Annotated in this window: 11 protein-coding genes and 1 pseudogene; 9 read left to right on the top strand and 3 right to left on the bottom strand. The window is 72.3% G+C overall.

The window, feature by feature from the left end; genetic code table 11:
* Positions 1–106: 106 nt before the first annotated feature.
* Positions 107–647, bottom strand: a pseudogene (locus BGP73_RS20870) (MFS transporter); the annotation flags it as partial.
* Positions 644–793 carry a hypothetical protein gene (locus BGP73_RS20865; RefSeq protein WP_244501299.1) on the bottom strand — a complete coding sequence of 50 codons (150 nt, stop codon included), beginning with the start codon at positions 791–793 and terminating at the stop codon, positions 644–646. The pseudogene BGP73_RS20870 and the gene BGP73_RS20865, both read right to left, overlap by 4 nt.
* A gap of 107 nt (positions 794–900) precedes the next feature.
* Here BGP73_RS20865 and BGP73_RS20860 point away from each other — a divergent pair, with 107 nt between their 5' ends.
* From BGP73_RS20860 to BGP73_RS20830, 7 genes are all read left to right on the top strand, one after another.
* Entirely contained in the window at positions 901–1,506 is a 606-nt protein-coding gene (locus BGP73_RS20860; RefSeq protein ID WP_069817227.1) for a YdbC family protein, read from the top strand.
* 146 nt (positions 1,507–1,652) lie between these two features.
* Complete coding sequence (locus BGP73_RS20855) at positions 1,653–2,312, top strand: histidine phosphatase family protein (RefSeq protein ID WP_069817224.1); 660 nt, start codon at positions 1,653–1,655, stop codon at positions 2,310–2,312.
* A 428-nt stretch (positions 2,313–2,740) separates the two neighbouring features.
* Positions 2,741–4,375, top strand: a complete 1,635-nt coding sequence (locus tag BGP73_RS20850; protein WP_079127728.1) for a DUF4153 domain-containing protein — start codon at positions 2,741–2,743, stop codon at positions 4,373–4,375.
* A gap of 13 nt (positions 4,376–4,388) precedes the next feature.
* Positions 4,389–5,087 carry a ribonuclease HII gene (locus BGP73_RS20845; protein WP_069817219.1) on the top strand — a complete coding sequence of 233 codons (699 nt, stop codon included), beginning with the start codon at positions 4,389–4,391 and terminating at the stop codon, positions 5,085–5,087.
* Between the two features lie 59 nt (positions 5,088–5,146).
* Positions 5,147–5,797, top strand: a complete 651-nt coding sequence (locus BGP73_RS20840; protein ID WP_069817218.1) for a hypothetical protein — start codon at positions 5,147–5,149, stop codon at positions 5,795–5,797.
* Between the two features lie 313 nt (positions 5,798–6,110).
* Positions 6,111–8,270: a RecQ family ATP-dependent DNA helicase gene (locus tag BGP73_RS20835; protein WP_069817291.1), complete on the top strand. Its 2,160-nt coding sequence runs from the start codon at positions 6,111–6,113 to the stop codon at positions 8,268–8,270.
* Positions 8,271–8,557: 287 nt separating this feature from the next.
* Positions 8,558–10,324, top strand: a complete 1,767-nt coding sequence (locus BGP73_RS20830; RefSeq protein ID WP_069817216.1) for a glycoside hydrolase family 15 protein — start codon at positions 8,558–8,560, stop codon at positions 10,322–10,324.
* Between the two features lie 99 nt (positions 10,325–10,423).
* On the opposite strand, the gene BGP73_RS20825 is transcribed toward BGP73_RS20830, so the two are convergent.
* Positions 10,424–11,458, bottom strand: coding sequence for an SDR family oxidoreductase (locus BGP73_RS20825; RefSeq protein WP_069817214.1), 1,035 nt, complete (start codon positions 11,456–11,458; stop codon positions 10,424–10,426).
* 493 nt (positions 11,459–11,951) lie between these two features.
* Here BGP73_RS20825 and BGP73_RS20820 point away from each other — a divergent pair, with 493 nt between their 5' ends.
* Positions 11,952–13,301: a DUF4192 domain-containing protein gene (locus tag BGP73_RS20820; protein ID WP_069817212.1), complete on the top strand. Its 1,350-nt coding sequence runs from the start codon at positions 11,952–11,954 to the stop codon at positions 13,299–13,301.
* Positions 13,302–13,352: 51 nt separating this feature from the next.
* Entirely contained in the window at positions 13,353–14,114 is a 762-nt protein-coding gene (locus BGP73_RS20815; protein ID WP_069817211.1) for an NUDIX hydrolase, read from the top strand.
* Positions 14,115–14,216: the final 102 nt, after the last annotated feature.

The following is a 14,216-nucleotide window of genomic DNA, read 5'->3' as shown; positions in this document are numbered from 1 at the left end:
CCGGGCCGCACTTGAGAGAGGGTGCCGACTGCTGGTCGGCACCCTCTCCGGCGTATTGGAACTGCACTACCCGTGGAAAAGCTCTGAACCCGCGGATGTACCTCGCCAATCGCTTGGAAGGAGACGAGGAAGGTCACGGCGTTGGCGAACATCCGTTCACGGCGCCCGCCAACTGAGCGATCAGGCCAGCGGAGCCGAGGCCCGCGATCTGGGCGGTGGCATCGCTGCCGGGCAGTTTGGCGTTGCCCTCGGGTTGGTCTTCCGGCTTCAGGATGCTGGGTATGTAGGCGGTGTAGGCGGTCTGGAAGAAGACGGCCGCCACGCCCGTCAGCAGTGCCGAACCATGTGGCAACCGGGATGCTCACGAAGAGTAAGAGAGAGGCTGCGGCGGCGGCCAGCATGATGGGTCTGCGTCGCTGCCGGTCCACCCAGACACCGACCGGCAGGCCGATGAGTAGCCAGGGAAGCCAGGCCGCGGCGCTCAGCAGTCCAACCTCGAAGGTGCTCGCATGCGAGGTCCAGACGGCGACCAGGGGCATCGCCACTCCGGTGACGGAGGCACCGAACTTGCCGGCGGTCTCGCCGCACCACAGCAGTCGGAAATCACGGTGGCGGCGCAGAAGGCCGCCGCGTGTACCCCCGCTCACGTGTCACGCTGCTTGCGGGGGAACGTCTGGAGCTGGATGACGACGGGCAGGGCGTCCGGTGCCGGCTCGGATTCCGGGTCAGGAGTGTGGCGGGCGATGACGGCCATCAGCTCCGCGTTGAGCGCCGCCAGTTGTTCCGGCGTCATCCGAAGATCGCGCCAGTCGGAGATGGTGCCGACGTTCCGCGGTGGCCCAGGGTGGTCGGGCCGCTGCGGTGTGCCGTGGGGTCGGGTGCTGGCCGTACGATGGCGCGGTGCTGGTCAAGTGGATTCGCTGCACGGTGGTCGACCGCCGAGGCTTCGAGCGGGGACAGCGGAAGTGGGCGGGGTTGCTCGGTGAGCCGGGCTTCCGGGCGCAGGGGGGTGGCTGGTGCCGGGGCCGACCGGATGTCGCCCATCTCTTCGGCTTCTGGGAGAGTCGTGCGTTCTACGACTCGTTCATGGCGCGTTCGCATGACCGGCTCGGCTCGGCGCAGACCGGCACGTTCAAAGACGCCCAGGTGAGACTGTTCGAGCGCAAGTTCGATGTGAAGCTTGGGTTCCGTCCCACGTTCGCCGAGGCGGACGTGGCGCGGGTCGCCCACTGCCGGGTCAGGGAAGGCCAGGCGGAGCACTTCGCCTCGATGCAGGAGAAGGTGTGGAACCCGGCGATGGCCGGGTCGCCGGGCATGCTGCGGGGTGTCTTCGGTGAGGCACCGGCAGGCGAGTTCGTGGTGTTCTCCCTCTGGTCGTCCGCCGCCGAACACGGGAAGTACCGGGCCGATCGGGTGGCGCGGCTCGCCCTGCGGGCGCGCCTGGAAGCCGATGTGGCCGAGTTGGACGGCGCGGTGGTCGACCTCGAGCCGTCCTGGACCATCTGACGCTCGTGGGGCGTGGGCCGGTCGGTGGCGGACAGCGTTCGTTCGCGTGACCCTCCGACGGCGCGGAAGGTGCGAACCGGCGCCGGACGCCGACCGCAGTCGGGGACCGCGGGTACTCTCGCCGGCGGAGCTCTTAGGGTGGCTGTATGGCACGGCCCCAGCGCATCGTCCTCATCCGGCACGGCGAGTCCGTGGGGAACGACGACGACACGATCTACGAACGGGAGCCCGACCACGCCCTGGGGCTCACCGAGCGCGGTGAGCAGCAGGCGGAGCGGGCCGGTGAACGGCTCCGCGAGCTCTTCGGCGAGGAACGGGTCAGCGCCTACGTCTCCCCCTACCGGCGCACTCACCAGACTTTTCGGCTGTTCGGCCTGAGCCCCTCCCGGATGCGGGTCAGGGAGGAGCCCCGGCTGCGCGAGCAGGACTGGGGGAACTGGCAGAACGCCGAGGACGTCCGGCTGCAGAAGGCGTACCGTGACGCCTACGGCCACTTCTTCTACCGGTTCGCGCAGGGGGAGTCGGGGGCCGACGTCTACGACCGGGTGGGGGCCTTCCTGGAGAGTCTGCACCGCAGCTTCGAGGAACCGGACCATCCGCCGAACGTGCTCCTGGTGACCCATGGACTGACCATGCGCTTGTTCTGCATGCGCTGGTTCCACTGGACGGTGGCCGAATTCGAGTCATTGACCAACCCGGACAACGCCGAGAGCAGGATGCTCCTGCTGGGCGAGGACGGACGGTACGCGCTGGACCGCCCGTTCCAGCGTTGGCGGGTGCCCGAGTGGTACGGGGCCAGCAGCTAGTGCCGCGTCAGGCGGAGGCCGTCCGCTGAGGAATGGCGGCCGATAGCGGGCGGCCGCAAGGGGGTCTTCCTCGTGCTCGCCCTGCCAGGGCCTCCAGGACGGTGCGGCGTGAGAACCACCAGCGGTGGCCGGGAGCGCCTGCCGGGCATCGTGACGGGGCCGACCTCGTGGGGCGCGGCGCCGGCGTCCGCTGCGCGGCAGGACAACCCAAAACCCGATCAATGTCACGGTCATGCCACAGCTGTGTGCCGTGGCTGGGACGAGATCCACTGTGCGTGTCTCCGGGCCCCTACGCTGTCGCCGATCGGTTCAGGACAACTCCGGCCGGCGCAGAGACAGTGCCGGGACGCCAGGGACCGCTCGCACAGGGCCGGGTCCGTTCACACCGCTCCCGGCGGTGCGCCCGGCAGGGAGGGGAGCCGCTAGCGATGACCGAAGAAGTGTCCGTCTCACCGGAACCGAAGGGGCAGCCGCCCGCCGCTGCTCCCCGGAGAACAACCGCGAGCAGCCGGCCCCACGGGGCGCAGGCCGCCGTGCCGACTTGGGTCACGGCGGTCGACCCCTCGAAACCGGCAGCGGCCATCGGACCGGACACCCTGTGGGCCGTACTGGCCACCGCTGTGCTGAGCGCGGTGCTTCTGGACGGTGACGGACTCGGTCTCAACCTCCTGCTGGTCGCCCTCCCGGCAGCGCTGGCGGCGGCCTTCGCGGCGCGAACAGCCGGGCGCCGGGTCCGGCCCTGGACACTGGTCTGGGGGATCGGTGGCCTTGCGCTGCTCGCCGTCCCCGCTCTGCGGGACGCCGGCTGGCCCAGCGGCCTGGCGGTCGGCGCCGCCGTTCTGCTGTCCTCGCTGGCTCTGCACGGCGGACGGACCTGGCACGGTGTCCTCTTGGGCACCGTGGGCACCTTCGGTTCGGTGGGACCGAGCCTGCGCTGGGGATGGCGGGGCGCCCGGGTGGTGCTGCTGAAGGGCTCCCGCGGGCAGTGGGGGCGGGTGATCCGGGCGCTGGGTGTGGCGCTGTTGCTGCTGCTCGTCTTCGGTGCGCTCTTCGCGGGGGCGGACGCGGCCTTCGCGGAGCTGCTCGACGGTCTCACTCCCGAGTTGGCGGTGGACGGTACTCCGCTGTCCGCCCTGTTCTTCCTGCTGGGCCTGCTGGGATCGCTGGCCGCCGCCAGGACGGCCGCGGCCCCGTTGCGCTGGGACCGGATCGAGTTCCAGCCGGGGCGTCCGCGCGGCAGGTTGGAGTGGGCGCTGCCGCTGATCCTGCTGGACGTGCTCTTCGCCGCCTTCATAGCGGTGCAGTTGGCGGTGCTCTTCGGCGGATACCGGAGAGTGCTGGAGGAGACCGGGCTGACGTACGCGGAATACGCCCGACAGGGGTTCTGGCAGCTGCTGGCGGTCACTCTGCTGAGTCTGGTGGTGATCGCCTTCGCGCTGCGCTGGGCGCCCCGCGGTGGCCCCGGGGACCGGGTGCTCGTCCGTGCCGTGCTCGGTGCGCTCTGCGTCCTCACCCTGGTCGTGGTGGCCGCGGCGCTCCGCCGTATGGACTTCTACGTCGACGCCTACGGGTTGACCCGTCTGCGGCTGTCCGTGGCCGGGGTGGAGCTGTGGTTGGGCGTCGTCCTGGTCCTGGCCATGGTCGCCGGGGTGGTCGGCGGGCGGTGGCTGCCCCGTGCGGTGCTGGCCAGCGCCGGAGCCGCCGTACTGCTCTTCGGACTGCTCTCTCCCGACGCGCTGATCGCCGAGCACAACGTGGCCCGCTACCAGCGGACCGGGAAGATCGACGTCCTGTACCTCCAGCAGCTCTCCGCAGACGCGGTACCGGCTCTGGACCGGCTACCGGAACCGGCGCGTTCGTGCTCCCTCCTCTCGCTCACCCGGCGGATCGGACCGGAGGCGGAGGAAGCGGCGAAGCCCTGGTACGCCAGCAGTCTCGGTGAGCGCCGAGCGCGGGCGCTCCTCCACCGACGGCCGGCCCCGAAGGAGCTGTCCTGCTGGCCGCTGTACGAGAACCGGGTCCGGGGCGGGGCCGCCCTCGGGTCCGGGGAGCGCCCGGCGTAACCTGACCCCTGTCATGCCGTACGAACTGCCGACCCATCGCGTCGAGCGCTCCCTGCGAGCCACCACCGGTGCCAAGATCGTCGCCGGAGTCGACGAGGTCGGCAGGGGCGCCTGGGCCGGGCCGGTCACCGTGTGTGCCGCCGTGACCGGCCTGCGGCGGCCGCCCGAAGGGCTCACCGACTCCAAACTCATAGCGCCCAAGCGGCGTGCGGAGCTCGCCGAGCTGTTGGAAGGCTGGGTGACCGCCTACGGGCTGGGCCACTCCAGTCCGCAGGAGATCGACGAGTTGGGCATGACCGCGGCGCTCCGGCTGGCGGCGTCGAGAGCGCTGGAGTCGCTTCCGGTCCGTCCGGAGGCGGTGATCCTCGACGGCAACCACGACTACCTGGGCCCGCCGTGGCGAGTCCGCACGGTCATCAAAGGCGACCAGTCCTGCGTGGTCGTGGCCGCCGCGTCGGTCATCGCCAAGGTCCGCCGGGACGCTCTGATGGCCGAGCTGGGGGCCGACTGCCCGGAGTACGCCTTCGAGGACAACGCGGGGTACCCGTCCCCGGTGCACCGAGCCGCACTGGCGAAGTTCGGCCCGACCAGGCACCACCGGGTCTCCTGGGCCTTTCTTGACGCGCTGCCGCGGTGGCAGCACCTCAGGAAGCAGCGGGTCGCCCCGACCGAAGCGGCCGGAACTGAAGAACAGCTCGGCTTTGACTTCTAGCGCTGCCCAACCCCGCCCCCGCTGTCCGAGTCGCACCGGTGTTTGATAGACAACTGCCCATGCCTCTCACCCCCGAGGAGCCACCGATTCACGAGAGAGTCCCCGGTCCTCGCGCGACCCCGGCCACCGGACGTAGCGCGTCGACCCCTCGCCCCGGCCCCCGTCCCGGTCCTCCGCGCCCGGGCCCCCGACCGGGACCAGCGCGGCCCGGCCGAACCACTCCCGCCTCGATGCCCGCGCAGCGTGCCGCCGGCGAGTCGGCCGCCGCCTCCGCGACGCCGTCGGAGGCGAGGGTGGCGGCCGATGCCGCTCCGGCCGGGTCGGCGCCGCAGATCCAGCTCATCCCCGCCGCTGAACACGGCGCGCTGGACGCCGCTGAGGAAGCCGTCGACCTGCTGCTCGATTCGGGTCGCGAGCCGAGCGACGTCCTGTTGCTGACCTCGGGGGAACAACACCCCTGGGCCGTCCACGAGTTGTCGTTCGGAGCGGATGCCTACTGGGCGCAGCACGATGCTGGGGAGGACGTCTTCTACGCCGACGCCGCCGCTTTCGAGCGAGCGGCCGCCCGGCCGGTAGTGGTCCTCGCCCTCAACGGTGGCACGGCCGACACAGCCGAGCGGGCGCTGCAGGCCGCGCGCTCGAAAGCGGCGGCGCTGCTCATCGTCTGCGGAGACCCGCAGCGGATCAACGCGCTGACCGCGAACGGCTGAGTTCCGCCCCGGATTCCACCGGCGGATCCAGTTGGACGGCACCGGAGGCGGCTGTCGCGAGAGCCGCCCGCCGGTGCCGTCCTTGCTCCGTGCGGGAACATCGGGGCGACCGGTGGCCACCGGCCGGCCCCCCGGCTCTCCGGCCGGGGAGCAACGCCGAGCGGCGGTGGCGGATCCTCGCAGTCGCCGAACGGGCGTCCGGCCGAGGTACCCGCCCGCCGCCGGGCACGCCCCCTGACCGGAACGGCCCGCGAGCCGGATGTCACACCGGGTGAACTGGCCGATGGTCAGTGCCATCCGGTTGCATGGGGGCATGGACGATCTGGAGCTCCGGACCGAAGCCGATGCCATCCTCGCCGAACTCGTCGGCGCCCCGGTGGGCTCGGCGCAACTGCGGGAGGACCAGTGGCAGGCGGTGGCGGCTCTGGTGGAGGAGCGCCGGCGTGCGCTGGTGGTGCAGCGCACCGGCTGGGGTAAGTCGGCGGTGTACTTCGTCGCCACCGCCCTGCTGCGCCGGCGCGGCTCCGGGCCGACGGTGATCATTTCGCCGCTGCTGGCGCTCATGCGCAACCAGGTCGAGTCGGCGGCCCGGGCCGGTATCCGGGCGCGCACCATCAACTCGGCCAACCCCGAGGAGTGGGACACCATCTACCAGGAGGTCGAGCAGGGCGAGACCGACGTCCTCCTGGTGAGTCCGGAACGTCTCAACTCCGTGGACTTCCGGGAACAGGTGCTGCCCAAGCTCGCGGCCACGACCGGCCTGCTGGTGGTGGACGAGGCCCACTGCATCTCCGACTGGGGCCACGACTTCCGCCCGGACTACCGCAGGTTGCGGGCCATGCTCGCAGAACTCGCCCCCGGGGTACCGGTGCTGGCCACCACCGCGACCGCCAACGCACGGGTCACGGCGGACGTGGCGGAGCAGCTGGGTACCGGCGCCGGCGAGGCCCTGGTGCTCCGCGGCCCGCTGGAGCGGGAGAGCCTGCGGCTGGGGGTGGTCCGGCTACCGGACGCCGCACACCGGCTGGCCTGGCTCGCCGAGCACCTCGACGAACTGCCGGGCTCGGGGATCGTCTACGCGCTGACGGTGGCGGCGGCCGAGGAGGCCACGGCCTTCCTGCGGCAGCGCGGCTTCCCGGTGGCCTCCTACACCGGGCGCACGGAGAACGCGGACCGGCTGCAGGCCGAGGCCGACCTGCTGGAAAACCGGGTCAAGGCGCTGGTCGCGACATCGGCTCTCGGGATGGGCTTCGACAAGCCCGACCTGGGCTTCGTGGTCCACCTCGGCTCGCCGTCCTCCCCGATCGCGTACTACCAGCAGGTGGGGCGCGCGGGCCGCGGTGTGGCACACGCCGACGTGCTGCTGCTGCCGGGCAAGGAGGACGAGGCCATCTGGCGCTACTTCGCGGACACCGCCTTTCCTCCCGAGGCGCAGGTCCGGCAGACTCTCTCGGCTCTCGCCGACGCGGGGCGGCCGCTGTCCGTACCCGCCCTGGAGGCGTCGGTGGAACTCCGGCGGACCAGGCTGGAGACGATGCTGAAGGTGCTCGATGTCGACGGCGCGGTCAAGCGGGTGAAGGGCGGCTGGATCGCCACCGGCGAGCCGTGGGCCTACGACTCCGAGCGGTACGCCTGGGTCGCTCGGCAGCGCGCCGCCGAGCAGCAGGCCATGCGTGACTACGTGAGCACGTCCCGGTGCCGGATGGAGTTCCTGCGCCGGCAGCTGGACGACGAGGGCGCCGCCCCCTGCGGCCGCTGCGACAACTGCGCCGGGGCCTGGGCCGATGCCGCCGTCTCGGCGGAGGTGCTGACCGGGGCGGCGAAGGAACTGGACCGCCCCGGGGTGGAGGTCGAGCCGCGCCGGATGTGGCCGACGGGGATGCCCGCACTCGGCGTCGACCTCAAGGGGCGCATCCCGGTCAAGGAGCAGTGCTCCACCGGGCGCGCCCTGGGGCGTCTCTCGGACATCGGCTGGGGAAACCGGCTGCGCCCACTGCTCGCCGAGAACGCCCCCGACGCTTCGGTCCCCGACGACGTCCTGCGGGCCGCGGTCGAGGTCCTGGCCGACTGGGCCCGGTCTCCCGGCGGCTGGGCGTCGAACGTGCCGGACGCCTCCGCCCGGCCGGTGGGAGTGGTCGCCGTGCCGTCGCTGGCCCGTCCGCGGCTGGTCGGCTCGCTGGCCGAGGGGATCGCGACCGTCGGCCGCCTCCCATTCCTGGGCACCCTGACGTACACGGGGCCGGACGGCGCACACACGGCACGCCGCAGCAACTCCGCCCAACGGCTCAGGGCACTGTCCGGCGCCTTCACCCTTTCGGAGGGGCTGGCCGAAGCGCTGGCCCGATCCTCGGGACCGGTCCTGCTCGTGGACGACTACACCGACTCCGGCTGGACCCTCGCGGTCGCCGCCCGCCTGCTCCGTCGGGCCGGCAGCGAACAAGTTCTGCCGTTGGTCCTCGCCGCGGCGGGCTGACCGGCCGGTCGACGCCGCGCGGCGGAGAGCGGATCGGCACCGCGCGCGTTCTCCCGCCGGCCTCCCGGGCCGCCGTCGCGCACGTGTGGCGACGGCGGCGACGGCCGCCTACCTTGGCCTACGGAGCCCTCGCCGGCGCGGGGGAGGGCCTCCGCCGGCCCCACCACTTCACTGACCTCGAAGACGCCCCTTTCGCACCCACTTTCGCACCCACGCCCGGCCGGGGAGAGGCGCGACCGAACGCTTCGGTGGTGTGGCACCGGAGCCTCACGAACGGGACAGCCGATATGCCAGCAGAGACCCGGGACGGCCCCTGTCCGCCCCGGGTCCTGCGGGACTACGCGGTCCTGGCCGACGGCGAGCGCGGTGCGGTGGTCGACCCCGACGGGCGGATCGTGTGGCTGAGCGCGCCCCGCTGGCACAGCGACGCCCTTTTCTCCTCCCTGATCGGGGGGCGTGGGCACTTCTCGGTGGAGCCGGTCGACCGCTGGCGCGTCTGGGGCGGCTACTACGAGGAAGGCACCCTCATCCGGGTGAGTCGCTGGCTGACCGCCGACTCCGTGATCGAGTGCCGGGACGCGCTGGCGATGCCCGCTTCGGCCGATCGCCTGGTGTTGCTGCGGCGGATGCGCGTCGAGCGAGGGGAGGCCGTGCTGCGGCTGAGCCTCGATCCGCGCCCGGGGTTCGGCGCGCGGAGCATGGGCAACCACCGTCTGGAGGCGGGGGGAGTGTGGACCGCGGAGTCCCCCGGGCTGCGGCTGCGGCTGCTCGGCGCCGACCGAGCCGGCTGGCACCCCGGGTCCGGGCTGAGCGGTGAATTCCGGCTGCGCGGGGGAGAACGGCACGACATCGTGCTGGAAATCGCCACCGGGCCGTCCACCGGCCCGCTCGATCCGGCCGAGCTGTGGCGGAGAACCGAGCAGGAGTGGGCGAGCGCCGTACCGGACTGCTCAGCGCTCGCCGCGCCACGCGACGCCCGACACGCCTACGCCGTCATCCGGGGTCTCACCAGTGCCGACGGAGGCATGGTCGCCGCAGCCACCACCTCCCTGCCGGAGCGTGCCGACACCGGGCGCAACTACGACTACCGGTTCGCCTGGCTGCGGGACCAGTGCTACGCCGGCCTCGCGATCGCCGCCCACGGGGCCCACGACCTGCTCGACAGAGCCGTGCAGTTCGCCGCGGAACGCCTGATCGAGGACGGTGAACACGTCCGGCCGGCCTACGCCGTCACCGGTGAACCCGTACCCGAGCAGCGCCCGCTGCGACTCCTGGGCTACCCGGGCGGCAGCGACCGGATCGGGAACCAGGCCTCCGCGCAGTTCCAACTCGACACCTTCGGTGAGGTGCTGCAGCTGATGGCGGCCGCGGCGCGGCACGACCGGCTCACGCCGGACGCCGAGCGCGCGGTGCACATCGCGGCGGAGGCGGTGGAGCGCAACTGGCGGCGGCCCGACGCCGGGCTCTGGGAGTTGGAGGACCGGTGGTGGACCCACTCCCGGCTGAGCGTCGTATGCGGTCTCCGCAGCGTCGCGGAGGTCATGCCGCGGGCGGCGGCCCGCCGGTTCGACGAGATCGCCGACGCCGTTCTCGGTGAGACCCGGCGGCGGTGCCTGCGCTCCGACGGCCGGTGGCGGCGGGCCGCCGACGACGACGGGCCCGAGGCGGCCCTCCTCGTCCCCATGGCCCGCCACTGTCCGTCCCGCGACCCCCAGGCGGCCGCGGTCACCCGCGCCTTCATCGAGGAGCGGTTGGCCACCGACGGGTACGTCTACCGCTTCGAGCACCCGGGCACCCGGCTCGGCGAGGCTGAGGGCGCCTTCTTGCTGTGCGGGTTCATGATGGCGCTGGCCACCGACGGTCTAGGGGACCGTACCGGAGCGCTCCGCTGGTTCGAGCGGACCCGAGCGGCCTGCGGACCGTCCGGACTCTTCGCGGAGGAGTACGACGTGCGGCAGCGGCAGCTGCGCGGCAACCTGCCCCAGGTATTCGTGCACGCCGCCCTGCTGGAGTGCGCGGTCCGTCTCAGTGACGCCTCCGGTCCGCTGCCCTGAGACCTGCGCCGGCCGCCGATCCGGTGAGCCGTCCGGTACGGCCCCGGCGGAGGGGCGGTGCCCCTGGCGGGGTGGTCAGTACCGGGGATCGGTGCGGTGTCAGGTACTCGAACCGCTCGTGGCCCGCCCGCACACCCGCGCACCGACGGCGGCCGCGCCGAGCGCGGCCGCGGCGGCGAAACCGCAGACCAGGCGGCGCCGACGTAGCGACATCCACAGCACCGGGTCGCGGTCGTGGGCCCGGCGGTCGAAGGGGCCGTGGGCTCCGCGGTCGGTGTCGGCGTCGGACGGCTGGAAGAGGTTGGGCTCCCAGCGGGGATCGTCCTCCTCGGTCTGCTGGCTTCCCACGCCCGTGCGCCCCAGGTACAGATCCACCAGCCTGGGTGCCAGCCGCGCGCCCCAGATCGTGAGTGCGGTGGAAAGCCCGACCCACATGTTGCGCCTCGGGTGCTCGGCCAGGAAGACGATGCCCCTGGCCGGAAGTTCCGGTTGGAAGACCGGGGGGACGGGCATGGGGTGCCGCGGCATCCGGTTGAGGTTCCAGTTGAACTGGGGGGTGTTGAGTCCCGGCAGCTGGATCATGCAGATCCTGACGTTGCTCCGTTCGTGGATCAGCTCCGAGATGACGGACTCGGTGAACCCCTTCACCGCGTGCTTGGCCCCGCAGTAGGCCGACTGCAGGGGGATGGACCGGTAGGCCATGGCCGAGCCGACATTGACGATGACACCACGGTCGCGGGGCCGCATGTGCTCCAAGGCGGCCCGGGCGCCGTTGACCTGACCGAGGTAGGTGACCGCGGTGATTCGCTCGTACTCCTCGGGCGAGGTCTCCCGGAAGAAGGCCAGCGAGCCGGCGAAGGCCGCGTTGACCCACACATCGATCTCGCCCAACTCCCGCTCGACCCGCTCGGCGGCTTCTCCCACCGCCACGTGGTCGGCGACGTCGACGGGGATACCCAGGGCCTCGCCACCCAGCTCCGCCACGTCCCGCACCGTGCCGTCCAGACCCGCCCGACCACGTGCGAGCACGGCGACGTCGTATCCACGGGCGGCGAACTCGCGCACCGTGGCCCGGCCCACTCCGGCGGTCCCACCGGTCACCACCGCCAGTCTGCGCCCTGTTCTGCTTGGCATAGCGGGTCTGTCTCCTCACTGCGGGAACCGGCTGCAGAGCCGCTGCCGGCCCAGGCATCTGTGCTACCGCGCGCGCGGCATCGCCAAACAGACCGTCAGCGGAGGTGTGCCTCCGGCGAGCCGGGAGGTCGCGAGGCGGCTCCGTCCAGGGCACCGAGTCCGTGGGCAGGCGGAGGGGAGTTGCTCCGGCTGCCCGACCGTCAAGCCGTCCGGCACGCAGCCGGCCAGGCCTGAGCCCGGTCGGGTGAACGGCAGAGCAGGTCGTCGGGCGGTAGCCCGCTCGGCCTGATCCGGTGGGTCGACCTCGTCGGCCGCGTCCTGCCGGGTGCCACTCCGCCGCCGTGCAGACCGCACGCGGAAACCGGATTTGCCCCCGGATCGGTCGGTGATGCTGCCGGTTTCCGGCGAGACAATCCACAGGGAAAATCAGAGGATATGGGCGGGATATCCACAGGGGTGGTGGAAACGACCGGTGCGGCGGCACCCTCGGTGCATGACGGAGAACAGCGAACCACCCCGGTCCTTCGAGTCCACGACGGCGAACCAGGTCACCCTGCGCAGCCCCAAAGAACTCGCCGACGCACTGCCGTACCTCATGGGCTTCTATCCCAACGACAGCGTGGTGATGGTGGCCCTGCACGGTCGCCGCGGCCGCTTCGGCGGCCGCCTCCGGCTCGGTATCCCGGACCACCGGGAGGAGTGGCGGGAGGTCTCCGAGCAACTCGCCGAGTGCCTGATCTCGGGGAGCGAGAAGCGGACCGGCAAGCCCGACGGAGTCGTCCTCTTCCTCTGTCAGGAGCCGACCGGAGACCAGAGCGCACAGGAGGTCATGGAGTGGCTGCGGCCGCTCGCCCAGCGGCTCCGCCGGGCCTGCGGAACACGCGACGTACCGGTGCTGGAGGCGCTGTGCGTCTCGGACGGTCGCTACTGGTCGTACTGCTGCCCCGACCCCCGCTGCTGCCCCGCCGAAGGTGCACCGCTGGCCCTCTCCGGCACTTCGGTGATGGCCGCGGCGGCCACCTACGCGGGCCTGAGGGTCCGCGGCTCACTCAGCGAGATGGAAGCGAGGTTCGCACCGCCGTCCGGCCCCGGAGGCGAGGAGCAGGAGAAGGCGCTGGACGAGGCCGCGGCCGATCTCGTCCCCCGGATCCTGGGCGGTGAGGACCGGGAGGTCGTCGAGACCGAGACCCTGGAACTCGTCCGGCTGCTGCTGACCCGGTTCGCCGGCGTGCTCCCGGAGGGAGACGGCCCGGAGGGCGACGCCGTCGACGACGGGCTGCTGGCACCGGAGGAGGCCGCGGCGGTCGTTCTCGGTCTGCAGGACCGCACCACCCGGGACCGGGCCGCGGAGTGGATGGAAGGGCCGGAAGCCGCGCCGGCGCTGCGACTATGGCGCGCGCTGGCCCGTCGCTGCGTCGGAGCCTATGCCGATCACGCCGCGGCACCACTGACCCTCGCGGGCTGGGTGGCCTGGTCCACCGGTGACGAACCGACTGCCCGGGTGGCCCTGGCCTTGGCGCTGCAGGCGGACCCGGACTACGTCTTCGCCAGGCTCCTGCACCAGGGCGTGAACGAGGGGCTGGATCCAGAGCAGTTGCGGAGCTGCCTGCGGGAGGAACGCGCGGAGCGTGACGCGCGGCGTGCACCGGACGCCCCGCCCGCCGCCTCGCAGCAGGCGCCCCCGGGGGCGCCTGCTGCGAGGCGGCCGCGGAAGAAGGCCCTCAGGTGCCGGCGTCCGGTGCGGAGCGGTACCGCCCGGGGCGGGACGTCCCGCAGTCGCCCGGCCGGACGGCGGGCCGCCTTTCGGGGATCCCGCTCAAGGGGCGCCAGGAGCCGCCGATGAAGTGGCCGTGAAGAGCCTGTTCACCGCGGAGGGGCCAACTATGATCACGGCATGTCGCCCTCCGATTCGTCGGCCGTTTCCCACTTCGCTGTAACCGTCGATCTGGTCGTGCTCACCGTGCGGCGCCACGCCCTCTGCGCGTTGATGGTCCGACGGGGTGAGCCGCCGTTCCAGGGGCGGTGGGCGCTGCCGGGCGGCTTCGTCCGTGCCGACGAGGACCTGGCGGAGGCGGCGGCTCGCGAGTTGTCCGAGAAGACCGGTATCTCGGCGGACGGGCCGACGACTTCGGCGAGTGGCAAGGGGGCCCATCTCGAGCAACTGGCCACCTACGGCGACCCGCACCGGGACCCGCGAATGCGCGTGGTCAGCGTCGCGAACCTGGCCCTGGCCCCGGACCTGCCGACGCCCCGGGCGGGTGGCGACGTCCACGGGGCACGCTGGGCTCCGGTGTCTGAGTTGCTCGGCAAGGACGGTGGCAGGGGGACCGAGCCGAGCCCTCCACCGCTCGCCTTCGACCACGCCAAGCTCTTGGCCGACGGGGTGGAACGAGCCCGCTCCAAGATCGAGTACTCCTCGCTGGCCACGGCCTTCTGCCCGCAGGAGTTCACGGTCGGCGAGCTGCGGCGCGTCTACGAGGCGGTCTGGGGGGTGGTTCTCGATCCGCGCAACTTCCACCGGAAGGTCACCGGAACCCCCGGCTTCCTCCTGCCCACCGGGGGAACCACCACTCGCCAGGGCGGTCGCCCCGCCCAACTCTTCCGCGCGGGCGGGGCAACGGTCCTCAACCCGCCCATGCTCCGCCCCGAGGTGTGAGTCGGACCGGAGACGGCCCCCCGCCGCGGGCAGCACACCGGCGGCGTGCGGATAACGCGCGTCGGCCTGCTTTACGGGGTCCGGTTGCCGCGGACGCGAGGG

This window comes from Streptomyces sp. TP-A0874, assembly GCF_001748085.1.
In the GTDB taxonomy this organism is placed as follows: Bacteria; Actinomycetota; Actinomycetes; order Streptomycetales; family Streptomycetaceae; genus Streptomyces.
The sequence above is the reverse complement of the archived record's forward strand: the minus strand, read 5'-3'. Positions and strand labels throughout refer to the sequence as shown.

What these genes read in the sequence shown, in the direction of transcription:
- BGP73_RS20865 (WP_244501299.1), bottom strand. Translation starts at nt 793, where the DNA reads ATGACGCCGGAACAACTGGCGGCGCTCAACGCGGAGCTGATGGCCGTC.
- BGP73_RS20855 (WP_069817224.1), top strand. Translation starts at nt 1,653, where the DNA reads ATGGCACGGCCCCAGCGCATCGTCCTCATCCGGCACGGCGAGTCCGTG.
- BGP73_RS20850 (WP_079127728.1), top strand. Translation starts at nt 2,741, where the DNA reads ATGACCGAAGAAGTGTCCGTCTCACCGGAACCGAAGGGGCAGCCGCCC.
- BGP73_RS20845 (WP_069817219.1), top strand. Translation starts at nt 4,389, where the DNA reads ATGCCGTACGAACTGCCGACCCATCGCGTCGAGCGCTCCCTGCGAGCC.
- BGP73_RS20840 (WP_069817218.1), top strand. Translation starts at nt 5,147, where the DNA reads ATGCCTCTCACCCCCGAGGAGCCACCGATTCACGAGAGAGTCCCCGGT.
- BGP73_RS20835 (WP_069817291.1), top strand. Translation starts at nt 6,111, where the DNA reads ATGGACGATCTGGAGCTCCGGACCGAAGCCGATGCCATCCTCGCCGAA.
- BGP73_RS20830 (WP_069817216.1), top strand. Translation starts at nt 8,558, where the DNA reads ATGCCAGCAGAGACCCGGGACGGCCCCTGTCCGCCCCGGGTCCTGCGG.
- BGP73_RS20825 (WP_069817214.1), bottom strand. Translation starts at nt 11,458, where the DNA reads ATGCCAAGCAGAACAGGGCGCAGACTGGCGGTGGTGACCGGTGGGACC.
- BGP73_RS20820 (WP_069817212.1), top strand. Translation starts at nt 11,952, where the DNA reads ATGACGGAGAACAGCGAACCACCCCGGTCCTTCGAGTCCACGACGGCG.
- BGP73_RS20815 (WP_069817211.1), top strand. Translation starts at nt 13,353, where the DNA reads ATGTCGCCCTCCGATTCGTCGGCCGTTTCCCACTTCGCTGTAACCGTC.